General features: G+C 47.1%; 17 protein-coding genes. 7 read left to right on the top strand and 10 right to left on the bottom strand.

Going from position 1 to position 24,078, the window contains the following annotated elements; translation table 11 throughout:
- Positions 1-41: 41 nt before the first annotated feature.
- Positions 42-392: a HesB/IscA family protein gene (locus F0P94_RS15720; RefSeq protein ID WP_150904867.1), complete on the bottom strand. Its 351-nt coding sequence runs from the start codon at positions 390-392 to the stop codon at positions 42-44.
- A 136-nt stretch (positions 393-528) separates the two neighbouring features.
- On the opposite strand from F0P94_RS15720, the gene F0P94_RS15715 reads away from it, so the two are divergent.
- A complete protein-coding gene (locus F0P94_RS15715; RefSeq protein WP_150904866.1) occupies positions 529-1,059 on the top strand; it encodes a DUF7935 family protein in 531 nt (176 codons plus the stop codon).
- Between the two features lie 100 nt (positions 1,060-1,159).
- On the opposite strand, the gene F0P94_RS15710 is transcribed toward F0P94_RS15715, so the two are convergent.
- The 5 genes from F0P94_RS15710 to F0P94_RS15690 all read right to left on the bottom strand — a co-directional run bounded on the left by F0P94_RS15710 (position 1,160) and on the right by F0P94_RS15690 (position 11,319).
- Positions 1,160-2,800 (bottom strand): T9SS type A sorting domain-containing protein, encoded by a 1,641-nt coding sequence (locus F0P94_RS15710; protein ID WP_191907067.1) that lies wholly within the window; start codon positions 2,798-2,800, stop codon positions 1,160-1,162.
- Between the two features lie 192 nt (positions 2,801-2,992).
- On the bottom strand, positions 2,993-4,672 hold the full coding sequence (locus tag F0P94_RS15705; RefSeq protein WP_150904864.1) for a T9SS type A sorting domain-containing protein: 1,680 nt from the start codon (positions 4,670-4,672) through the stop codon (positions 2,993-2,995).
- Positions 4,673-4,838: 166 nt separating this feature from the next.
- Positions 4,839-6,488, bottom strand: coding sequence for a T9SS type A sorting domain-containing protein (locus F0P94_RS15700; RefSeq protein ID WP_150904863.1), 1,650 nt, complete (start codon positions 6,486-6,488; stop codon positions 4,839-4,841).
- Between the two features lie 182 nt (positions 6,489-6,670).
- Positions 6,671-7,813 (bottom strand): N-acetyl-alpha-D-glucosaminyl L-malate synthase BshA, encoded by a 1,143-nt coding sequence (gene bshA / locus F0P94_RS15695; RefSeq protein WP_150904862.1) that lies wholly within the window; start codon positions 7,811-7,813, stop codon positions 6,671-6,673.
- A gap of 551 nt (positions 7,814-8,364) precedes the next feature.
- Complete coding sequence (locus F0P94_RS15690) at positions 8,365-11,319, bottom strand: glycoside hydrolase family 3 N-terminal domain-containing protein (protein ID WP_191907066.1); 2,955 nt, start codon at positions 11,317-11,319, stop codon at positions 8,365-8,367.
- A gap of 376 nt (positions 11,320-11,695) precedes the next feature.
- On the opposite strand from F0P94_RS15690, the gene mutL reads away from it, so the two are divergent.
- From mutL to F0P94_RS15665, 5 genes are all read left to right on the top strand, one after another.
- Positions 11,696-13,522, top strand: coding sequence for a DNA mismatch repair endonuclease MutL (gene mutL, locus F0P94_RS15685; protein WP_150904861.1), 1,827 nt, complete (start codon positions 11,696-11,698; stop codon positions 13,520-13,522).
- 217 nt (positions 13,523-13,739) lie between these two features.
- The gene (locus F0P94_RS15680; RefSeq protein ID WP_150904860.1) at positions 13,740-14,525 is read left to right on the top strand and encodes a rhomboid family intramembrane serine protease; all 786 of its coding nucleotides are present in this window, start codon (positions 13,740-13,742) and stop codon (positions 14,523-14,525) included.
- Positions 14,526-14,528: 3 nt separating this feature from the next.
- Positions 14,529-15,422 carry a rhomboid family intramembrane serine protease gene (locus F0P94_RS15675; protein WP_150904859.1) on the top strand — a complete coding sequence of 298 codons (894 nt, stop codon included), beginning with the start codon at positions 14,529-14,531 and terminating at the stop codon, positions 15,420-15,422.
- A 270-nt stretch (positions 15,423-15,692) separates the two neighbouring features.
- On the top strand, positions 15,693-16,325 hold the full coding sequence (locus F0P94_RS15670; RefSeq protein ID WP_150904858.1) for a hypothetical protein: 633 nt from the start codon (positions 15,693-15,695) through the stop codon (positions 16,323-16,325).
- 305 nt (positions 16,326-16,630) lie between these two features.
- On the top strand, positions 16,631-18,013 hold the full coding sequence (locus F0P94_RS15665; RefSeq protein ID WP_150904857.1) for a DEAD/DEAH box helicase: 1,383 nt from the start codon (positions 16,631-16,633) through the stop codon (positions 18,011-18,013).
- Between the two features lie 361 nt (positions 18,014-18,374).
- On the opposite strand, the gene mdh is transcribed toward F0P94_RS15665, so the two are convergent.
- Together mdh and F0P94_RS15655 are read right to left on the bottom strand one after the other, a co-directional pair.
- Positions 18,375-19,313 carry a malate dehydrogenase gene (gene mdh / locus F0P94_RS15660; RefSeq protein WP_150904856.1) on the bottom strand — a complete coding sequence of 313 codons (939 nt, stop codon included), beginning with the start codon at positions 19,311-19,313 and terminating at the stop codon, positions 18,375-18,377.
- A 150-nt stretch (positions 19,314-19,463) separates the two neighbouring features.
- Entirely contained in the window at positions 19,464-20,243 is a 780-nt protein-coding gene (locus F0P94_RS15655) for an acetoin reductase (RefSeq protein ID WP_150904855.1), read from the bottom strand.
- A 313-nt stretch (positions 20,244-20,556) separates the two neighbouring features.
- Between F0P94_RS15655 and F0P94_RS15650 the strand changes: the two genes are divergently transcribed.
- Entirely contained in the window at positions 20,557-21,132 is a 576-nt protein-coding gene (locus tag F0P94_RS15650; protein ID WP_150904854.1) for an NADPH-dependent FMN reductase, read from the top strand.
- 238 nt (positions 21,133-21,370) lie between these two features.
- Here F0P94_RS15650 and F0P94_RS15645 read toward each other — a convergent pair whose 3' ends face one another.
- Together F0P94_RS15645 and tilS are read right to left on the bottom strand one after the other, a co-directional pair.
- The gene (locus F0P94_RS15645; RefSeq protein WP_150904853.1) at positions 21,371-22,543 is read right to left on the bottom strand and encodes an acyltransferase family protein; all 1,173 of its coding nucleotides are present in this window, start codon (positions 22,541-22,543) and stop codon (positions 21,371-21,373) included.
- 70 nt (positions 22,544-22,613) lie between these two features.
- Positions 22,614-23,945 (bottom strand): tRNA lysidine(34) synthetase TilS, encoded by a 1,332-nt coding sequence (gene tilS / locus F0P94_RS15640; RefSeq protein WP_150904852.1) that lies wholly within the window; start codon positions 23,943-23,945, stop codon positions 22,614-22,616.
- Positions 23,946-24,078 lie beyond the last annotated feature (133 nt).

The following is a 24,078-nucleotide window of genomic DNA, read 5'->3' as shown; positions in this document are numbered from 1 at the left end:
CCGAAGCGGACTTTTTTTTGTTTTAAGAATAGCGTTACTGCTTAGGCGGAGAAAGAGCTGCCGCAGCCGCAGGTGCTTTTCGCCTGGGGGTTGTTGAAGGTAAAGCCGCGGGCGTTCAGGCCGTCCTGAAAATCCACTTCCATGCCCATTACGTACATGCCGTGCTTTTTATCCATAATCAGGGTAACGCCTTCCAGGTCAAAGGTTTCGTCGGCTTCTTTCGGCTTGTCGAAGCCTAACAGGTAAGACATGCCCGAGCAGCCGCCGCCCTGTACGCCAATGCGCAGGCCATAGCCTTCCGGTACATTTTTATCTTTCATGATCACTTTTACTTCGGCAAGCGCTTTTTCGGTAATGGTGATCGGTGCTTTTTTTATTGAGGTAGTTTCCATAATCTAAAATTTTGGTGCGTAAAAATAGCAAATATATTCCGTAAAAAATCTGGTGTCGTACTTTCGTAAAACGTTAATGGCAGGCAAATGATTTCAAAAAAATGCCGATATTTAGAACGCTAAAAATCTAAGCTGAATGACCACTACCGAACTCTTATTCGATTTGCTCAAAATTATCCTGCCGGCAGCCTTATTATTGGCAGGCATGTTCTTCCTGGTAAAGAAATACGTGGACCGCGACTACAAACTCCGCCTGCTGGAACTCCGGATGAAGAATGCCGAAACCGTGCTCCCGATCCGCCTGCAAGCCTACGAACGCATGACGCTTTTCCTGGAACGCATTACGCCCAGCAACCTGCTTATCCGGGTAAGCAGCAGCGGCCACACCGCCTCCGATTACCACCGCATGCTCATCAACGACATCCGTAACGAATACAACCACAACCTTTCGCAGCAGATCTACATGACCGACCAGACCTGGGAAATGATCCAGAGCGCCAAGGAAAACGTGGTAACCCTCATCAACCGGTCGTATCATGAAATGCAGGACAAAAACAAAGGTACTGAGCTGGCCAAACGCATCCTGGAAACCATCATCGCCCAGGAAAACGACCCTACCGCGCGGGCTATTTCCATTATGAAAAAAGAAATAAACCAGGTTTTTTAATCGGTTCAAATACTGTTTCAAAAAGTAAAGCCAGCTCCTGATAGGAAGCTGGCTTTACTTTTTTAGGTGAAAGAGCTCTACGGTTTACGGCTTGCAGCAACTATTGCTTCACCAGTATTCCGGTTGCCTTATGGTTTTCAGAAGTAACGCTTACCTGGTAAATACCTTTGCTTAAGGAAGCGATATTCAGGTTCAGGTTGCTGCTCACGGAGCGGGTGCTGCTGCTTAAAACGTTGCGGCCTAAATTATCTGTAATGATAATTTCTGCTTCCTTGCCGGCAAACTTAGCCGGGAGTTGGATCAGAAGCAGGTCTGATGCCGGGTTTGGGTAGAGTTTTAAGGTTTCTTTTACCTGAACAGGTTTGGAAGAAGCGAGCAGGTTGTTGTTGAAGAAATTTTGAACGGCTACCGCATCCTGGGCAGCTACCGGAATGTTGTTGGTTGCCGAAGGATCTTTGCTGAAGGTGTACGCTACGGTAAAACTTAGTTCCTGCCCTGAAAATAAATCAAACGGCCCGATGGAACCTACACCTCTTCTGTCACCCGGACGGTTGGCATTATAAGTTGTACCCGAAAGCAGGTTTGATTCGGTCCAGCCGCTTCCGCCCGGTGTCCCGGAGTACATAAAGGAGGTTGGAGAATTGGCTCCATTACTACCATAATTACCATAAGTTAAGATTTGCCCATTTTTCCAGATCCCGTGCAAGTAATTATAATATTCATTAGTGCGCTCTGGGTTTCCACTAGTTGGATTACGGCTGTCTTCATAAGTCATAAAATAGCTCATTGGCTTATCCAAGAATTGGACCGATTGCACAGGCGGGATTGATCCATATCCTAAGGTGGTTAATGAAACGCCCTGTTTACTGTAAGTCGTATCATTATCATTATTGTCGCCATTATACACAAAAAAGCGGTTGGTAGCAGGGTCTGAACCCACATAGTCATCGAAGGGGTTACCTAAATCAAAGTCAGTCCATATTCCGGCATAAACACCAGCTAGATCTGTTTGCCCCCGGTTGATAATGCGGTATTGTGAAAATAGGGTATTATAGATTGGCCGGTTAGTTGCATCATCGAAACCATAGTACATTACATGAATTTCTGCATTCATTGGTAATGAATAGGGGTTCTTAATATTCCCTTTGTCATTCATGATCAGGTAAAGCGCCTGATCGCCTTTTATGTTTGGATAATCGCCAAGGTTTGGTGAGTAAATGCCATCGTTATTGATGTCTATAAAGGGCGCAAGCCGGGCAGCTTCGCCATTTGCTGTATTGCCATTACCCGGCCAGGTAGCAATATCCGTTGGCATGGTATAGCCCGGACGGTTGTAGTTCTGAATATGATTCTGGATCTGAGTTTTACTTACCTTCCAGATCTTATCGTAAGTAGTATTTTGTGTGGCTTGGTTCGTAGCAACCGGTCCTGGCCAATAGCCAACCTGCCCATTCTGGCGGTAGGTTTGGGCGGAAAGGTGAAGATTACCGGTAGAAGCACCGCCACCTATCCAGAGCGCGCCGGCCATTATGCTATGTTTCCCACTCCCTCGCGGTACTTCAAAGCCTGGTCTAAAATTGGTGGGATAATTATTCCCAACATGAAACATATCACCCCCGGTTAAAATGGTAGGTTTAATATTGCTTACATCGAGCGTTGCACTGGCCGTTCCAGCAGGCTGGTTTTGCCCGAAAACACTGCAGGAAATACCTAAAAGGAGTAGGGTAAACTTTATTTTCATCTTATCCGGATTTTGCATTAAGGTTAATTTGAGATCAGGGATTCTGGTGTTAAAGATAAATGAAAATTAAAACAGTGCCTGGCTTAGGTGTTATTTTTTTAATTTAAGCATATCAAAATTAAAGCCAGCCTCCGTTCAGAAGCTGGCTTTACTGTTTTAGCTGAAAATGCTACTGTTTCCCTACTAAAGCAACTACTGCTTCACTAACCTTCCGGTGGCCGTATGGTTTTCGGAAGTAACGCTTACCTGATAAATGCCTTTGCTTAAAGAAGCAATGTTCAGGTGCACCGTATTTTCTCCTTGATGTACTTTAGCAGCTAGAACGGTGCGGCCTAAATTGTCAGTAATTATAATTTTTGCTTCTTTGCTGTTAAACCTGGTTGGTAATTGAACTTGAAGCAGGTCTGAAGCGGGGTTCGGGTAGAGCTTCAGGACTTCTTTTGTCTGAAGAGGTTTAGAGGAAGGAAGTAAACCATTGCGGAAGAAGTTTTGAACCGCTACAGCATCCTGGGCAGCAACCGGAAGGTTATCGGTGGCATTAGGATCGCGGCTGAAGGTATAGGCTACCGTAAATTTGAGTTCCTGACCGGCGGGCAAATTGAAAGGACCGATTGAACCTATGCCTCTCCGATCTTGGGGAGTATTTTGAGGAGGGTTGGTTAAAGTGTTTACTTCTGACCATCCTGCTCCAGTAGCAGGGTTTCCTGGCCACATATAAGCAACTGGAATATTTTGCTGATCCATGCCATAGCCACCATAAGTTAATGGTGTATTGTTCCGCCAGTAGGCTTTTAAATAATTGTAGTAATCCTGGGAGGTGCTTGGGTTTCCATTTACAGGGTTACTAGTGTTGTCGTAATATAGAAAATGGCTCATTTTATGATCCAGGAAAATTACAGATTGCACAGGTGGTTTTAAGCCGTAACCGTTTGCATAATAAAGCTGCCAAGGCCAAGTGGAGCCATGACTTGGAATGTAAGCTGTATCCTCATCTTCATTATCTCCATTATAAACATAAAATCGGTTATTTAGAGTATCGCAGCCTACGAAATCGTCATTATAGAAGCCTAAATCAAAATCCACCCAGATTCCAGCATAAAAATCCTGAAGATTAATTTGCCCTCGGTTAATGATGCGGTACTGAGAGAAAAGCGTATTATAGAGAGGCCGGTTCGTTGGATCTTCAAAGCCGTAGTACATCACGTGAATTTCGGCATTCATTGACGGAGATGCTGGTGACTTTGTACCGCCTTTATCATTTAAAATAAGGTAAAGTGCCTGATCTCCTTTGATATCCGGGTAATCTCCCAGGTTTGGAGAGTACAACCCGTCATGATTTACATCCACATAAGGAGCAAGCTGGGCAGCTTCGCCATTGGTCGTATTGCCGTTGCCTGGCCAGGAAGCTATATCTGCCGGAGCCGTATAGCCGGGGCTGTTGTAATTCTGAATATGATTTTGGATCTGCGTTTTGCTTACTTTCCAGATCTTATCATAAACGGAATTGTGGCTCGGTGTATGAGCGTTTGAAACAGGGCCAGGCCAGTAACCTACATCCCCACGTTGACGGTACATTTGAGATGAGGAATAAAGCTGGCCTCCAGCATCTTTCCCCCCAATCCATAAGGCACCAGCAAAAATACTGTGCCTGCCGCTACCCCGAGGAACTTCATATTGTTGGTAATAACCACCTGAACTACCCCACATAGGGTTAGTTGTCTGAAGGTCATGGAACATATCGCCGCCGGTAAGAATGGTCGCATTCATGTTCGTTACATCTATGGTAGCGGTTGCTGTGCCTTGGGGTTGGGTTCCCTGGGCAAGTGCTCCCAAGGAAATTCCCAGTAAAAGCAAGGTGAATTTTAGTTTCATAGTTTTCCGGGTTAGATACAGAATGTATTGGTGTTAAAAATAACAAAAGTTTCAACAAATGAAAATTGTTGTTGTAATTTTTTAATTGACTCTGGTTCAAAATACATTTTAAAAGTAAAGCCAGCCTCCGATCAGAAGCCGGCCTACGGTTTTCGGGCTGAAGCGATTACTGTTTTACCAGTCTTCCGGTTGCTGTATGATTTTCGGAAGTAACGCTTACCTGGTAAATCCCTTTGCTTAAAGAAGCAATATTTAAGTGTACCGTACTTTCTCCTTGACGCACTTTAGCAGCTAAAACGTTGCGGCCTAAATTGTCGGTAATTACTACTTTTGCCGCTTTGTTCGCAAACTGGTTAGGCAGTTGAATCTGTAGCAGATCCGATGCCGGGTTTGGGTAGAGCTTCAGGGTTTCTTTTACCTGTATTGGTTTAGAAGAAGCCAGCAGGTTATTATTGAAAAAATTTTGAACGGCAACCGCATCCTGTGCCGCAACCGGAATGTTGTTGGTTGCATTTGGATCTTTGCTGAAGGTGTAAGCGACGGTAAATTTCAGTTCCTGCCCTGGGTTTAAAATAAACGGACCAATGGAGCCGAGGCCTCTTCTGTCGCCCGGAGTATTTGGGGTGCTGGTAGCAGAACCGGGAACCGGATTCGATTCGGTCCAGCCAGTGCTGCCGGGAGTTCCGGGAAACATGTGAGAAGTATATGGTCGCGCCTGATTTGTGCCATCGTAACCATAGGTTACGGGTTTGCCGTCTCGCCAGATTGCGCGCAGGTAATTGTAATATTCTACACCTGAACTGGGGTTTCCATTTGTTGGGTTGTTGGAGTTATTGTAATATATAAATTTGCTTAAGGTCTGGTCAAGGAATTGTACCGACTGCACGGGCGGATTCAGGCCGTACCCGAAAGCTGTTGTTTGTATACCCTGCGCATTGGTATAGGTCTTGTCCTCGTCATTATTATCCCCGTTATAAACAAAAAAGCGGTTGGTCGTGGTGTCACAACCCACATAGTCATCATCCCAGTTACCCAAGTCAAAGTCCGCCCAGATGCCGGCATAAAAGTCTTGTAAACTGACCTGGCCGCGGTTAACAATGCGGTATTGGGAAAACAGGGTATTAAAGATCGGACGGTTGGTAGCATCATCGAAGCCATAATGCATTACGTGAACTTCGTAGCCTAAAGGATAAGTGTATGGCGCTTTTACATTACCTTTATCGTTCAGAATCTGGTAAAGCGCCTGATCGCCTTTTATGTCCGGATAATCGCCTTGGCCTGGGGAATAGATACCGTCGTTATTTACATCCACAAAGGGAGCAAGTTGCGCAGCCTCGCCGTTAGCCGTGTTGCCATTGCCCGGCCAAGTGGCAATATCCGTGGGAGGGGAATAACCCGGAGTGTTAAAGTTCTGGATATGGTATTGGATCTGCACCTTTTTTACCTTCCAGATTTTGTCGTAAGCAGTACTGTGTGCCGGATCATGATTCGTGCCAACGGGTCCAGGCCAGAACCCGACCTGGTTACTCTGGCGGTAGGTTTGAGCAGAAAGATAAAGGTAATTCTGGGCATCGTGGCCGCCTATCCAGAGGGCACCACTGATAAAACTATGTTTGCCGCTTCCGCGCGGTACTTCAAACCCCGGATTAAAATTAGATGTAACTGATGATCCCACGTGAAACATATCGCCTCCGGTAAGGATAGTAGGCTTAATATTGGTTACATCTAAGGTGGCGCTAGCGGTTCCAACGGTTTGGCTTTGCCCGAAAACGCTACAGGAAATCCCAAGCAATAGCAACGTAAGCTTTAGTTTCATATTTTCTATATTAAGTTCGGTAGGGTGTGGGTGCTAAAATAACAAAAGTTTAAACAATTTGAAACCGTTGTTGTTATTTATTATAATTGGATTTGATTGTAAAAACAATTACAAAAAGTAAAGCCAGCCTCCGGAAAGAAGCTGGCTTTACTTTTTTAACTGAACATGCTATCGTTTTGTGCTTACAAAGCCGAATGGGCGGCTACCGAATCGAGGGCCCGCTGGTAGCATTGCTCGTAAAGTGGTACAATTTTGCTCGTTTCAAAATCGCGGGCGCGTTCCAAGGCGGCAGCTTTAAAGCGGGGCAGGTTTTCGTCTTTGAGGACAAACAGGGCATTTTTCACCATGTCGGCTACATCGCCTACGTTGCTCAGGAAACCGGTTACACCCTGCACGTTCAGTTCCGGAATACCGCCGGCGTTCGAAGAAATTACCGGCACTTCGCAGGCCATCGCTTCCAAAGCGGCAAGACCAAAGCTTTCTTTTTCGGAAGGCATCAGGAACAGGTCGGCAATGGATAATACTTCCTCTACCGCCTCCAACTTGCCTAAGAACCGCACATCGTGACAGATGCGCAGGTCGCGGCAAAGCTTTTCGATGCCTGGTCTTTCCGGCCCGTCGCCCACTAGCAGTAGTTTGCTCGGTACCGATTTCCGAACTTCGCTAAAGATCCGGATCACGTCTTCCACGCGTTTTACGGCCCGGAAGTTGGAGGTATGCACCAGCAGCTTTTCGCCGAACGGACTGATAGCAGCTCGGAAATGTTCTTTGGGCTGTTTGCGGAAGCGTTCCAGGTTTATAAAGTTCGGAATTACTTCAATTTCTTTTTCTACCCGGAAGTATTTGTAAGTTTCCGTCTTCAGGTCGCTGGAAACGGCCGTAACTGCATCGGACTGATTAATGCTGAAGGTTACCACCGGCTCGTAAGAAGCATCCTTTCCGACCAGTGTAATATCGGTGCCGTGCAGGGTGGTAATTACCGGGATCTGAATATTCTGGGTCTTGAGGATCTGCTTGGCCATGTAAGCCGCCGAAGCGTGCGGAATGGCGTAATGCACGTGCAGCACATCGAGCTTTTCGAACTTTACAATGTCCACCATTTTGCTGGCCAGCGCCAGTTCGTAGGGCGGATACTGGAAAAGCGGGTATTCGGGTACGTATACTTCGTGGTAAAAGAGGTTTTCGTTAAAGAAATCGAGCCGCGCGGGCTGACTGTACGTGATAAAATGAACCTTATGACCTTTTTGTGCCAGTGCTTTACCCAATTCGGTTGCCACAACGCCACTGCCGCCATAGGTAGGGTAACAAACAATGCCTATTTTCATAGAAATACTTTTTTTGCTGCCGGAAATAGCAATTTTATTTTTCAGAAACCAAATGCCTGCAGGTTGTTTTACGGTTAAATTCGCCTTAGAACCAATTAAAAGCCGGTTTCCTTCAGGAAACTTCTACTGGTAAATGGTAGGTTCGGGGCCGAAAAAGTGTTAAAGCGTATGCCAGTCCTTGTAGTTTTAAGGTTTTCAGGAATTACCAGTGAAGTTGTTTAAGGATACAACAAGGAAAAACCCTTGTCGGTGAATCACCATAACCGTTGGGTAGGACGGAATACGGTTTAAAACCGTAGAGACGCAAGGCATTGCGTCTCTTTACAGCAGTTCAGTAATGATGTTCACCTCTTTCCGGGATTGCGACAAATAATTGCTTCTGGTTTCAGCCTTGTAGCCGGGTTTGCAGGGAAATTTGGCAGCAGGTCTTCGAATGGGAGACGCAAAGCATTGCGTCTCTACAGGGGTGGCAGGCTGCCGGTCAGGCATCAAAAATTAACAGGAAGATCTGAACAACCCCTCTTCCGCTAACCCAACAACCAACAACCAAACTACGATTTCGGAACGATAGATTTATAAATCACATCGTGAATGCGGGTGCGGATGTTGTATTGCACCAGCTTGTTGTTTTCGGCATCCGGATACACGCGGTTCGACAGGAAGATGTAGATCACTTTGTTTGTCGGGTCTATCCAGGCACAGGTGCCGGTAAAGCCGGAATGGCCGAAGGTGCTTAAAGGCGCTAAGTTGGAAGTTGGGCCGTTACCGTCCGGATCGGCTTTGTCCCAGCCCAGGCCGCGGCGGTTGCCTTTGTACTGACGGCGCGAAAACTCCTGCACCACTTTGTTTTTGAAGTATTTGTTTCCGCCGTAACTGCCGTTGTTCAAATTCATCTGCATGAGTACGGCCAGGTCGTTGGCATTCGAGAACAGACCGGCATGTCCGGCTACGCCGCCCAGCATGGCTGCTCCCTGGTCGTGTACGTTGCCCCAAACCAGGCCCTGACGGAAATACTTGTCGTTTTCGGTTGGCGCAATGCGGTCGCGGGAGTAGCGGGTAAGCGGGTTGAAGGTCATGGTAGAAAGGCCCAGCGGGGCAAAGAAATTCTGATCCATGAAATCGCTCAGGTTCTGGTTCAGCAGTTTTTCGGCCAGCTTCTTCATCATGTAAAAACCCAAATCGCTGTATTTGTATTCGTAGCGTTCGGCCCCGGCTTTCTTCGAGATCAGTTTCGATTTTACGGTCCAGCGCCAGAGCGAATCTTCCATGCTTTTGCGCGAAAAAACGCCCGGAATAACCTCGTTCGGGAAGGCATCGGTGCGGGTACTGGCATAATAAACCGGGCTTAATTTAGCAGAATCTCCCAGTGTGTTTTTCCAGAAGGGAAGATACGGTTGCAGGCCGGCCTGGTGCACCAGAATGTCGCGGATTATCAGGTTGGCTTTGTTGGTGCCTTTCAGTTCAGGTAAATACGTAGAGATCGGCAGGTCCAGGTTTAGTTTTCCCTGGTCTTTCAGGAACATAATGGCCTGCAAAGTAGAAGCTACCTTGGTTACCGAAGCAATGTCGTAAAGCGTGTAATTGGTTACCTGTTGGGTTTTATCGTAGGTATAATGGCCGTAAGCTTTATTGAATACCACCGCGCCGTCTTTTACTACCAGTACCTGGCAACCCGGCGTAGCGGCGTATGCAATGGCTTCCAGGGCAATGTTGTCGATGCCTTTCAGGATTTTAGAATCCATGCCTACACTTTCCGGCACGCCATAGCGTAAGCGGTTCAGGCTTTGGGTAGCTACGCCGGTGCCGGCTTTCAGCACCGGACTGGCGCTAACCGGTAATTTCCCTTTGGCCGGAAGGGCACCGAATAAAATCTGAGGTACCACAGTTTGAGAAATAGCATTGTCTTCGTAGCCGCAAACTAGCCAGTTGCTGTTGTCGAAGAATTTCAGGCTGTAAGCATTTCCCATAACGGCTACTACCACTTTGTAAGCGCCGTTCAGCTGCAGGTTCTTAATAAAGTTACGGGTGCCTTCACCGATTCCGAAGTTGCGGACCGGCGTGTTGTTCATGCCGTGAATACTGATCACGATCACGTCGTGGCCCTGCATTTTCGGGTAAAGCTTATCGAAAACCGAATCCGGGGCAAAGCGGTCCGGTACGTTGTATTTATCGAACGGTGCGTAATTATCCAGGGTTCGGCTGAAAGGGTTGTCCGCGGCTATACCGATGGTTACGGAAGCAAACTTGACCGTTTCGAGCGAACGGAAGGGCAGGAGGTTTTCTTTGTTTTTTACTACCGTTACGGCCTGCTCGTAGAGTTCCTGCTGCACTACGCTGCTTACCGGTTTGTCCACCTCATCCTTTAAGTTGGCCAGCACAATGGGTTTGTATTTGTGAAGACCGGCAAAATACTTGGCCCGAAGAATTTTCTTTACGCGCTCATCGATATCTTCCTGGGTAATTTTTCCTTCGGCAATGGCCGCTTTAATGCCGGTAATGGCCGTTGGTACGTCTTCCGAGAAAAGCAATACATCGTTTCCGGCCAATAAAGCCAGCACATCTACTTCGCCCGGTTTATAGAAACTGCTTACGCCTTTCATGTTCAGGGCATCGGTAAATACCAGGCCTTTGTAGCCCATTTCTCCTTTCAGGATGCCCGTAACCAGTTTCTTCGATAAAGTAGTAGCGGTGTTGGCAGTGCTGTCAATTTTAGGCATGTACAGGTGGGCCACCATTACGCCCATCACGCCGGCTTCGAAGGTTTTGCGGAACGGGTAAAGCTCCACTTCGGTCAGGCGTTTCATATCGGCGTTAATAACGGGCAGGGCATGGTGCGAATCGACATCGGTATCGCCGTGGCCGGGAAAGTGTTTGGCAACCGCAATAATGCCGTTGTCCTGCAGGCCTTTCAGATAAGCTACGCCGCGGCGCGCTACCTGTTCTTTGCTTTCGCCGAAAGAACGGTTTCCGATCACCGGGTTGGCCGGGTTCACGTTCACGTCCACGTCCGGCGAAAAGCTGATGTGTACGCCCAGGCGTTTCATTTTCAGGGCAATTTCCTTACCCATTAAGTAAATGTATTTGTCTTCGGCCATCGCACCCAGGGTCATTTGCTTGGCAAAGTGCATGGAGCTGTCCAGGCGCATGGAAAGGCCCCATTCGGCATCCATGGAAATAAGCAGCGGGGTGCGGGCCAGGCTCTGGTAACGGTTTGTCAGTACAGCCTGCCGGTAAGGCGTGCCCTGCAAAAACATCAGGCCGCCAATGTTGTAGTCGCGCACCAGCTGGTCTATTTTTTTATAGCTGTTTTCGTCTTTATTGGAGAATGCCGCCACCATAAAAAGCTGCCCCAGGCGCTGGTCGGGCGTGAGGGAAGTGAAAACACTGTCGACCCAGCTTTTTTGGCGGATCTGTACCAGGTTTTCTTCCGAAGAATTAAAAGACATGAGCATGCTCACCCCTCCGAACAACAGCAACAGCAGAATTATGTTAGAATACTTACGCATTGGGCACTGAACTCCTAAAATTTGAATACGTCGGAATAACGGCTATTTTTGCACAGCGGCATCGAAAGGCGTTCCCGGCTTTTTCGCACCTTTTCCTACCGTTTTTAGCGAAGGAACAGGATGGTACTGGGTAATTTTACTTTATATACACCGTTTAACTGAAGTAACGTTCCCGAAACTGGTTTCATACTTTTCCGGTAAAAGAAGTTTTACAGAAAAAGCAGGCGGCTCAGCAAGGAAAAGTTTTCGGGTAATTTGACTGCAATAATACTAATAATTTTTTTCAGGACGGTAACAGAGCCGCGTCAGATTAGCCGGCCGGGCCTGATTTTTTCCTGAACGCCAGCCGTTTTCCAAATTTTAACTTAAGTGCCTGATGGCAGATATCATACGTTTATTACCCGAGTACCTGGCCAATCAGATTGCCGCCGGCGAGGTGGTGCAGCGGCCGGCCTCGGTGGTGAAAGAGTTGCTCGAAAATTCCGTGGATGCGGGCAGTACTTCCGTTCAGTTAATTGTAAAGGAGGCCGGCAAGCAACTTATTCAGGTGGTAGACAACGGCAGCGGCATGTCCGAAACCGATGCCCGCATGAGCTTTGAGCGCCACGCCACTTCCAAAATTAAAACCACCGAAGACCTGTTCCGCATTCGGACCATGGGTTTTCGCGGCGAAGCCCTGGCCTCTATTGCGGCGGTAGCCCAGGTGGAGCTGAAAACCCGCCGGAGGGAAGCCGATACCGGAACCAAACTGGTAGTGGAAGGTTCGCAAATCGTTTCGCAGGATCCGGTGGCCGTGCCCGAAGGATCTTCCATTTGCGTAAAGAACCTTTTCTTTAACGTGCCGGCCCGCCGGAATTTCCTGAAAACCAATGCGGTAGAAATGCGCCACATTCTGGATGAATTTCAGCGCGTGGCTCTGGCCAATCCACAAATTGCCTTTACCTTAATACAGAACGATTCGGAAGTTTACCAGATGCCGGCCGGCAAGTTGAGCCAGCGCATTGTGAGTTTGTTTGGCAATAACTATAAAGAGCAACTGGCTTCGGTAGAGGAAGATACGCCGGCCCTGGTGGTGAAAGGCTTTATCGGCAAGCCGGAATTCAGCAAGAAAACGCGGGGCGAACAGTTCTTTTTCGTGAATAACCGTTTCATTAAAAGCGGTTACCTGAACCACGCCGTAATGAACGCCTTTGAAGGCTTGCTGCCCAAAGACAGCCATCCGTTCTACGTACTTTTCCTGGAAACCGATCCGCAAACCATCGATATTAACGTTCACCCGACCAAGACCGAAATAAAGTTCGAAGACGAGAAAACGGTGTATGCCATTGTTCAGGCGGCGGTAAAAAAATCGCTGGGCCTGCACAACATCGCTCCTTCCCTCGACTTTGACGGCGACGTAAATTTTGCGCCGCTGCAGCCGACCCGCATCATGCCAACCATCGAAACCGGTGGGTTTGAAAGAGCCCGGTCGTACGACAGTATGGTTTCGGGGCAAAAAAGTGCGAATACCCGCAACTGGGAACAGCTTTACGAACCTGCCCGCCGCGAACCCGCTTTTCTTAAAAATGAAGCCTTACCGGCCAGCCTCGATTTTGGCATGGACCAGATCACGGTAAGTTCTTCCATTAACTCCGAAAAAGCCGGTTCCAAAGCCCTGCAGGTGCAGAATAAATTTGTGCTGGTGCCGGTAAAATCGGGTATTATGCTCGTAGACCAGCAGGCCGCCCAGGAACGGATCCTGTTCGAAAAATTCAGTACGGCTTTAGATAAAAAAACCGGCGTATCGCAAACCCTGCTTTTCCCGCAAGCCATTTCCTTCTCGCCGGCCGATTATTCGCTGGTTATTGAGTTGGCTTCGGAGTTTAAAGATCTCGGTTTTCAGTTCAGCGAGTTCGGGCATAATACCTTGCTGATAAACGGCATTCCGGCCGATGTGCCGCCTAACAGCGAAAAAGAACTTCTGGAAAGCTTGATAGAGCAATATAAAAACAACCTGAGCGGTTTAAAACTGGACAAACGCGAAAGCCTGGCCCGCGCCATGGCTAAGAGAGTGGCCGCCCGCTTCACCAACAAACTCAGCGATCTGGAAATGAATGCGCTGGTAGATAAGCTTTTTGCCTGTCAGGTACCCGGCTACACGCCCGACGGCAGCAAAACCCTCGTAATGCTGGACAAAGACCGGCTGCAGGAGTTTTTTAAATAGTTATTAGTGATTAATGAATAGTGATTAGTAAATCTGAAAAGCTGGAAATGGTATGGATTTGGGTCTGAAAAGTACATGATTCCTACCAGTTAGCTGAGGTTTATAAAATTGGTCATTAAAATTAGTCATTAAAAACGCTATCCTTTTACCCGAAAAACCATGAACTGATTTAGCTGATTAACTAACCATTAATCACTATTCACTAATCACTAAAAAAATGATGCAGATTACCCCAATGGTGCGGAACCTCCTGATCATGAACCTGGTCATATTTATCTTGACGACCATGGTGTTTCCGGAGGCGATGAACCAGTTTTCGCTTTACGATTTTAATTCCGATAAATTCCGGGGGTACCAGCTGGTTACGCACATGTTCCTGCACGCGGGTTGGGGACACATCTTCAGCAATATGTTCAGCTTGTTCATTTTCGGGCCCATGCTGGAATATAGATGGGGTTCGAACCGGTTTCTGGTTTTTTACCTTATTACCGGTTTAGGAGCCAGTTTGCTTTACCAGGGAATCCGGGAATACGAAAATTATGACATGCGGAAAGACGTGGCAGCGTATGTGGCTGAACCGAACCCGGTAGCTTTCAGTAACTTCCTGGAAGAACACCTGCCGGGGCGTTATAATCCGGAAGCCGTGGTTCAATATAAGCGCAACGCCGATAACCCGGATATGATCGCGGCAACCAAAGAATCGGTGCGGCAGATCTACAACGATCTGGTGCAAAATGCCCGCATGGTAGGCGCTTCGGGAGCGGTTTTTGGGATATTGATGGCCTTCGGTATGCTTTTCCCGAATACCGAACTGATGCTTTTATTTTTCCCTTTCCCGATAAAAGCAAAGTATTTTGTGCTTTTTTACGGCGCATACGAACTGTATGCCGGTCTGGCGCGTAACCCCGGCGATAATGTGGCGCATTTTGCGCACCTCGGAGGGATGCTTTTTGCGTATATCCTGATAAAGATTTGGGAACGGGACCGAAAGAACTTTTATTGATCTATGACCAGCATTTTCGACGATATTCGCCATGCGTTCACCCGGGGGAGCAATGCGGTTACGCAACTCATCCTGATAAACGTAATTGTATTTGTAAGCCTTATTCTGGTGCGCACCATTTCCTTTCTCACCGGTTTCAGCTCGGTTTACGATCTGATTACCCTGAACCTGGGAATGCCCGCGCATATTTTGCGGTTCCTGTTCAAGCCCTGGACCATTATTACCTACTTTTTTACCCACGAGCAATTCCTGCACATTATCTTTAACATGCTGAACCTGTACTGGTTCGGCCAACTGATACGGGAGTACCTGGGCAATAAAAAGCTGGTAAGTTTGTACATGCTGGGCGGCCTGGCAGGCGGGTTACTTTACCTGCTTTTCTACAACCTGATCCCTTATTTCGAGCACCGGGCCGCTTTTTCGATCATGATCGGGGCATCGGCCAGCGTGCTGGCGATAATTGTGGCCGCAGCTACTTTGCTTCCAGATTACACTTTCAACCTGATTTTACTGGGTCCGGTCCGCATTAAATATATTGCCGCTTTTCTGGTAGTGCTTTCCATATCGGGAGCCGTTGGCGATAATGCCGGGGGAAATATTGCTCACCTGGGCGGAGCCGTGATCGGTTTCATCTTTATAAAACAGCTGCAGCGCGGCACCGATCTGGGCAAACCGATTCATGCGGTCAACGATTTCTTTCAGGGCCTGTTTTCCGGCCGTCCGCGAATGAAAGCGACCTTCAACCGCACGAACGCTACCGGTGCAGCCGCTGCCGGAACTGCCAGCCGGCCGAATCAATCGGAGATTGATTTGATTTTAGACAAGATTTCGGCTTCGGGGTACGAGAGCCTGACGAAGGAAGAAAAACAGAAACTTTTCCGGGCAAGTCAGAAATAATTTCTACGTTGTTCCGGCATGGAACAGGTGAATAGTAAGCTTCTGAAAATCTGTTTGAAAGCGGTTGTATTCAGGCTTGAAAATTTGCACTATAACTTTCGCTATTCCGGTTAATTGCCTGAAAAGTCGGGTGAATTAAAAAAGTTATGGGTTAAAGAAGTTTGTTATATAATTTTTTAAAGAAAGTTTCATTTATCAATTAACTTTCTTGTAATTTTAACTCGTTATAAAGAGTACCTTTAAATTGAGTTAAAATTTATGTTTCGGTTTTTGCGTAAAAAATTACTTAATTTCATTTTTGGAAATGCGAATTATACTGGCCGCTATACGATAGATGAATATTACGGGCAGTTCTACACTCCAAAAACGTTAAAAGAAGTTGATCGCATCATAAATAACAGGGGTAAACGTTTTGTTACGGCCCAGGAAGAGATCTCTTTCAAACAGGTTGCTTTCGATTCTACCATCCGGCAAACGTTGCGGAAATTTGGCAAACCCTTGTACCGCACCAAAAACGGAATGCAGATACCCGGCCACGAGATTATTTTCTACCGTTACGACATGGGCGGCTATAAGGTAATTGCGCAATTGCATTTCATGAACAACACCTTCTTTATGGGGCAGTACCTGTTCACCGATCTGGAAAGCGAGAAATTTACCAATATTAAAGCAGTTCTGGGCCAAAAATACCTGGCTGACCCAAGCGTAAAACTGGGTGATATCGTGATCCGGGACCAGCGTAATAACCGGATCGAAGTGGATGACGATTCTTACAGCATTATCTATTATATCTCCGGAAATCCGAAATACGCCGATATCCTGAAACAACAGGTTGCGCTGAAAGAAGAAATGAACGCGAAAGTCGAACAGGCTAAACTACAGACGATCTACGCCAGCCTGTAATTCCGGGCTTTTACCTCAAAAGAAAAACTTAACGCATTTATTTGCTGAAATAAATAAAAGCAGCTCCGGCAACAGGGCTGCTTTTCCTTTTTTACCTTTCCGGCAATATGGTTGGTTTCCGAGAAAGCTTTTCTAATTGCCAGATTAATATCCTTACTTTTGTATTCAGTAGCAGGATTAAAGTAGCCGCATAATCTGAAAGGGAGTTTAATTGAGCAATTTGTTGAATTAAAGTGCATTTCAAGTTTTAGTCCAGATACTAATATCCAGATACCAACGTCTTTTACTTACTTTAACGATTTTCGATGGCCAATTTTCATGATCTACAGTTAAATCCAGCGCTCCTGCAACGTTTACAGGAAATGGGCTACCATACGCCAACGGCCATTCAGGAAGCTGCCATTCCGCCGTTGCTGGAAGGAAAAGACGTAGCCGGGCAAGCGGAAACCGGCAGCGGTAAAACGGCGGCCTATGGCTTACCGATCCTGCATGCCATTCAGTTAAACCTGCAACAGATCCAGGCCCTGGTAATTGTACCAACCCGCGAACTGGCCGTGCAGGTACAAAAAGAACTGAAGCTTTACGGTCAGCAACTGCAGAATTTAAAGATCGGCGCTTTTTACGGCGGCCATAAATTCTCGGAAGAACGCGCGTCATTGGCCTTTCCGCCGCAAATATTGGTTGGTACGCCCGGTAGGTTGCTCGATCACGTTACCCGCGAAACGCTCAGCCTGAAGCATGTGAAACAACTGGTACTGGACGAAGCCGATAAACTGCTGGAAATGGGTTTTCAGGAAGAGCTGGACCAATTGCTGAAGGAACTTCCGAAGGAACGCCAGAGCATTTTGTTTTCTGCTACCATGCCCGATAAGGTGAAAGGCCTGGTCGTGCGGTCGCTGAACAAACCGAAGATGCTGGAAGCCTCCAAAAATGCCAACCCCAACCAGATCCGTTTTATTGGCCTGAAAGTAAAGCCGGAAGAAAAGGAAACCATCTTAGTAAACCTGCTGAACAGCATTAACCACGCCGGCACCGTAATTTTTGTGAATACCCGCGAAACGGCCGATAACCTGGTAGATTTCCTGCAAAGCAAAAAGCTCGGCGCCAAACCCCTGCACGGCGGCATGGAGCAACCTGCCCGCGACAAAACCATGATGCTTTTCCGCAACGGCACCATTCCGGTATTAGTAGCCACCGACGTAGCCGCCCGCGGCCTCGATATTTCCGCGCTTACCACCATTATCCATTACGAAGTACCGCACGACGAAGAAGCGTTTCTGCACCGCAGCGGCCGCACCGGCCGGGCCGGAAGAAACGGGGTAGTTTACACGCTTGCTTCTGAAAAAGATGAAATGAAGCTTCGGGAATGGCCCCAGGTAAAGCTCGATGAATGGCTGCCGGTATCGCAATTCCAGCGCACCGCTGCCGTTTCCAAACCCAAAACCCAAACCGCCGCTTTCACCACGATTCACATTTCAGCCGGTAAAAAAGATAAGATCAGTCCGCGCGATATAGTAGGGGCTTTAATTGCTGAAGCTGGTTTAAAAATGGAGCAGATCGGGAAAATTGAAGTGCTGGAGCGGTTTACTTATGTAGCCGTGCCGGAGAAAATGGCGAATGCCGTGGTAGAGAAATTAGGGCAGGGGAGGATTAAGGGGAAGAAGTTTAAGGTTAGTCTGGTGAAGTGACCCCGCCTAAATCCTCCCCTAATTCAGGGGAGGACCTTGATCAGATAATGTGAAATAACCACCCCCGAACCCCTCCTTGAAAAGGAGGGGAGCTGTTTTGTGCTACAGTTTATCAGTTGGGTCTTGTAGCAGGCGGTAAAATGGTACGATTTGAAGTTCTAAAAGGCAAAAGAAGCAGGAAGCTAAAAGCTCCCCTCCTTTTCAAGGAGGGCTTGGGGGTGGTTGCCACATTATCTGATCAAAGTAGCTGAATTAGCAATTTATGTGGTTAAAACTTCAGCCAACAAAAAAAGCAGCTCCGTTTCCGAAGCTGCTTTTCTTTTATCGAAAATTCGAATCTCGAAAATTCGAACAATCTAAATTAAGCGTTAACCGGCATGTTGTCCAGCACGTCCATTACTTCGCGAACGGCTTTTTCTGAAGCTTTTAACAGCGCCATTTCGTCTTCGTTCAGTTGCAGCTCGATTACTTTCTCTACGCCGTTTTTGCCTAATACTACCGGCACGCCCAGGTAAGTACCGGTAATGCCGTATTCGCCTTCCAGTTTAATGCAAACCGGGAATACGCGCTTCTGGTCACGTACGATGGCTTCTACCATCTGAGCAGCTGCCGAACCCGGAGCGTACCAGGCAGAAGTTCCCATTAGTTTCACCAGCTCGCCGCCGCCGTTCTTGGTGCGCTCAACGATTGCGTTCAGTTTATCTTCGGCAATCATTTCCGTTACCGGGATACCGCCAACGGTAGTGTAACGCGGAAGCGGAACCATGGTGTCGCCGTGGCCGCCCATTAATACCGCCTGGATGTCTTTCGGCGATACGTTCAGTTCTTCGGCTAAGAAAGCGCGGTAACGGGCAGTATCGAGGATACCAGCCATACCCATAACTTTGGTACGCGGCATTTTGGAAGTGATGTGCGCGCAATACGTCATTACGTCCAGCGGGTTAGAAACCACAATGATGATGGCTTCCGGAGAATATTTAACGATGTTTTCGGTAACGGATTTCACGATGCCCGCATTGGTAGAAATAAGGTCGTCGCGGGTCATGCCGGGTTTGCGCGGCAGGCCGGAAGTAATTACTACTACATCGGAGTTAGCAGTTTTGCTGTAATCGTTCGTTACGCCGGTAGTACGGGTGTCGTACAGGTTAATCGGGGATTTCTGCCAGATATCCAGCGCTTTGCCTTCGGCGAAACCTTCTTTGATGTCTACTAAAACTACTTCGTTCGCGATCTCGCGGTAGGCCAGTACATCGGCACAGGTTGCGCCCACGTTTCCGGCGCCAACTACGGTTACTTTCATTATTATCAGGTTTTATAGTGATGTAAAATCAATTGGGTAAAATTAGAAAAAAACCGAACGCCGCCCGCGTTTTTTCCGGATTTTTAATTGAAGGCAGTTTTTATTGGGGAAAGGGTAGGGTTTAGAGAGGAGAGCCGGAACGCTTTTTCCTTAGTTGAACACCATGCCGCCATCGGTCAGGATGTTTTGGCCGGTAATGTAATCGGCATTTGGAGAAGCGAGGAAGGAAACCAGGTTAGCCACATCTTCGGTGGTCTGAATCCGGCCCAGGGCAATACTTTCGGCGTATTTGGCCAGGGCTTCGCCTTTTTTGGTGCCCATGTATTTCATCATTTTCTCGTCTAAGCGTTCCCACATCGAGGTGCCCACAATGCCCGGACAGTAAGAATTTACCGTGATCTTAAATTTGGCAAGTTCTTTGGCGGCGGCATGCGTGATTCCTTTTACGGCAAATTTAGAAGCCGTATAAGGCGCCAGCATGGCAAACCCTTCCTGACCGGCAATGCTGCACGCGTTTATAATTTTGCCGCCCGTTCCCTGCTTGATCATCTGGTTGGCGGCGGCATTGATCCCGAACAACACGCCTTTTATATTGATGTTCAGCACGGGATCTACCATTTTGGGGTCTATTTCGGTGATCGGGGCTACCTGTCCTTCGATGCCGGCATTGTTAATGAAGACATCTACGCGGCCAAATGTATCCACCGCGTGGTTTACCAGAGAAGTCTGATCTTCCAGTTTCGAGACATCGCCTACGAAAGTGGTAACGGCAAAGCCCTTTTCTTTGAATTCTTTTTCGGCTTCCTGCAACGTTTCCTGCTTCACGTCGCTAAGTACAATAGCGAATCCGTCACTGGCCAAACGTTCGGCTAAAGTTTTGCCTATTCCCTGGCCTGAACCGGTAATCACGGCTACTTTCTGATTTTTCATAATCGCTTCCTGCATTTCGTTAAACAAACCATCCCGGACCCGGGATAACGCTTCTCAGAACAGCTGAAAGGTTAAAAAGTTATCTTCACGGCACCGGTTTCAGCTCCTGCTTTAGGAAGGTAGGTTATGTGGAAAGCGTTTGCTTCTAGCCGGGCTTTTCTGAACAAGTAACGGAGGCTTTGGTTATTAGAGCAATAAATTTTTAAGGCAACTTATACGGCGGGTAGTGCGTGGCGCAACTATTTCTTTTAGGGGCCGCCCGTAACTTAGAGCGGCCTGAACCGGGGTTTTCAGCATTATATACCAGATAGATATGTTAAAAGTGGCCATTATTATTGGCAGTACTCGCCCGGGCCGGAATGGGGAAGCAGTTGGAAAATGGGTGTATGAGGTTGCGTCTAAAAGAACGGATGCGGCTTACGAACTCATAGATTTGCTGGAAGTAAACCTGCCGTTTTTAGATGAACCCAATCCGCCGGCTATGCAGCAATATACCAAGCAGCACTCCAAAGACTGGTCGGCCAGAATAATGCCCTTCGATGCCTTTGTGTTTGTTACGCCGGAATACAACCACGGCGTGCCGGCAGCGCTTAAAAATGCCCTCGATTTTCTGTACAAAGAATGGAACAACAAAGCGGCCGGTTTCGTGGCTTATGGAAATGCGGGCGGCGCCCGTTCGGTAGAACACTTGCGGTGCACCATGGCCGAACTTCAGATGGCGGATGTGCGGGAACAAGTGGCACTTTCCCTGTTTACGGACTTCGAGCACTACAGCGTTTTTAAACCTGCGGCCTTCCAGGAAAAGAAGCTGAATGCCTTGCTGGACCAGTTAGTAAGTTGGGGTGAAGCTTTAAAACAGGTGCGGGAAAAGCAGAAGAATAAGGCGTAGGATTCGATTTCAGGGATTTAATGGCGTTTTCCGAGTGAAAAGGGTAGCGATTCAGGTACTTCCTTACTCATTATCTCCTTTACTTAGAAGCAAGGTTCAGGTTTTTCTTTAACAATAATTATAGCGATAAATAGGGAATATTTTTCCAGAACCCTGGTTTTAAAATTCAGCGGCATATTTTGGTGATTTGATGATAATTGCGGTTTCAGAAATGTCTTCGATAATAGGCAAAAATAAATTAATGATCAGCACCATTTCTAGAATTTGAACTTTTGATAACTGAATATTTTGCTTTTAATTTTAAAAAGCGTTTTTCGTAAAACTCGTAGGAAATATAGGATAACAATATGGTGATTGCGGTAATGGAGAAGTAAACTGTTAAATAATTAAGAACAGTAGCTGATTCAAAACGGCCGATTAATTTAGCAAAAAGGAAGATCAGGAGGGGGTGAATAACATAAATACCATAAGAGATCTTACCGATGAAGTCGCACACTTTATTATCCAGGTTAATCAGGTTATTCTTCCGGGTAATTTGCCCAATAATTAAGAACACCGCAATCGTGGCAATAAGCTCGGAATCGATTACCGAGGCAATGTGGAACCTGTTTATTGCTATTAGAAAAATGCACCCCCAGGATATTGCCTGCGTGAGTTTATGGGTAGAAACAGCAAGGAAATGAGATTGCTTATAATAATAGAGAATTGCGCCAATTACCCCAATAAGCATTATATGGAACCTGGTTACACTAATAGCTAAAAGGGGCAGGTCAAACCCAGATTTTTGCCTTATTACCCAAAAAACCGCCTTCAGGATCAGAAAAATTAAAAGAAGGGCTATCGATGCCATCAATAATTTCCGGTTGGAAAATCTGGCGATCTGCGGAAAAAATAAATAGAACTGCTCTTCTACGCCTAACGACCAGAAGTGGCCAACTAAAGGAAGCGTTGTTCCGATTATAAAAGGAATATTGGCTGCCAGGAAAATATAATAGGGAATTGCAGATTTCTCTATAGGTATACTATAAAGAATGATGGTTATTAAGCATACGAAGAAATAAAGGTAGTATAAGGGCCAGATCCGGAGCACTCTTCGTAAGTAGAATTCTTTGATCTTTACTTCACTAACTTCCTTTTCTTTTAAAATAAGATAGGTAATTAAAAACCCGCTTAAAGTAAAGAAGATCGTCACGCCATTCCCGGCCAGGTCTAAGCCTCTGGCATTTCCATCCTGATCTGTACCGAAAATCTTGCTGTCTAAACCAAACTCATTGAGCGAAAGTGTAATATGGGAAACCACAACCGCTACTGCAGCAATTGCGCGGATCCCGTTAAGACCAGGCAGGTAAATTGGCCTGGAATTGTCTTGAATACTTTTATTCGGTACAGGTGCTAAAAAAGGTTTATTCATTTTTTAAGGTTAATAGACCGGATGAATGCTAATCACAATTGGGAACAATTTTATGTAAAGGTGCTGCTTTTTAACCTTTCCCCTCAAACCAAACCTCCAGCACTTCCTCCGTTTTCTCTGTAACTTTAAACCTGTTATCCAGCCGCTGCCCAACCAGCCAGGCAATGCTTGGCCCGGAAGTCAGCACCAACACCTTAGCTTTTAAATTAAGCGGCACTTTCTGGTCGATCAGCAGATCACTGATTTTCTTTTTCCCGTTCATACCCAACGGAACAAACCAGTCGCCTTCCTGCCATGGGCGGAGCTTGAGGGGGAATTGCAGCAAACCGGCGTCCAGGGCAGCTACATTTTTACCTTTCGGAATTTTATACCCTTCGGCAGGAACGCGGTTTATTTTTAAAATGAAGTTTTCGGCTTGCAGTTCGGTGTCGGTTTCGGAGATTTCGTAGGAGGCAAAATGGCGTAGGTCTTTGGGCGTAATTACGAGTTGCTCGCGGTCAATTACCAGGTTATGCGTGGGAGAATCGAATTGGGTGCCGGAGGAGTTGTGCAGGTTTTCGGCAATAATTTTCGACTTCTCGAACGGAAAATGATAGGGTTTTAATAGCTCGTGCAGCACTACCGCCAACGATATACTTGTTTCCAGTTCCGGCACGTTTATATAAGCCGCTTCGTCCGTTTCTTTTAGGGCCCGGTTTTTTACGTCGGAAAGATACCGTTCAAAAATAGCTTCGGCGCCGCGGATGCGTTCGGTGGTCTGAAAAATGGTTTCTTCCAGATTCGGATTGATTTTCTTGAGTACCGGTACCACTTCGTGGCGCAGCAAATTGCGCTGGTATTTGGTGGTTTCGTTAGAGGCATCTTCGCGCCAGGCCAACCGGTTTTGAACCAGGTAATCATAGAGATCATCTTTCGCCATGCAAAGCAGCGGCCGGATAATGTGGCCGTTCTTCGGTGGAATGCCGTGCAGACCGGCCAGTCCGGTGCCGCGCGTCAGGTTCAGCAGGATGGTTTCCAGGGTATCGTTCTGGTGGTGGGCGGTGGCTATAAAGTCGTAACCAAGATCCTGGCGCAGTTTCTCGAACCAGGCGTAACGCAATTGCCGGGCGGCCATCTGAATAGAAAGCTTATGCTCGTCGGCGAATGCCTGGGTGGAGAAATGTTCGGCATAAAAGGGCGCTTCGTATTTCTTGGCCAGCTTTTTAACGAACAATTCATCGGCTTCCGATTCTTCGCCGCGCAACCCGAAATTACAGTGGGCAATGGCAATTTCGTATTTCAGTTTGTGCAACACGTCGGCAAGAACCACCGAATCGAGGCCGCCGCTAACGGCTATAATTATTTTGCCGCCGGGAGCAGCCAGTTCGTTTTCTTTTATAAAAGCGGAAATTTTATCGAGCATTGGTTAATGTGCTAATTTTTAATGGGCTAATGGGCTGTTTTTTCAAAATCCTTGTAGCGTAGGGTTTAAACCCTACGCTACAAGGATTTAAATTTTCAGTTAAAACATTTTCTTCATCGGGGCATATATTCCA

Origin of the sequence: Adhaeribacter soli (genome assembly GCF_008727925.1) — a bacterium.
Lineage (GTDB): Bacteria > Bacteroidota > Bacteroidia > Cytophagales > Hymenobacteraceae > Adhaeribacter_A > Adhaeribacter_A soli.
The sequence above is the reverse complement of the archived record's forward strand: the minus strand, read 5'-3'. Positions and strand labels throughout refer to the sequence as shown.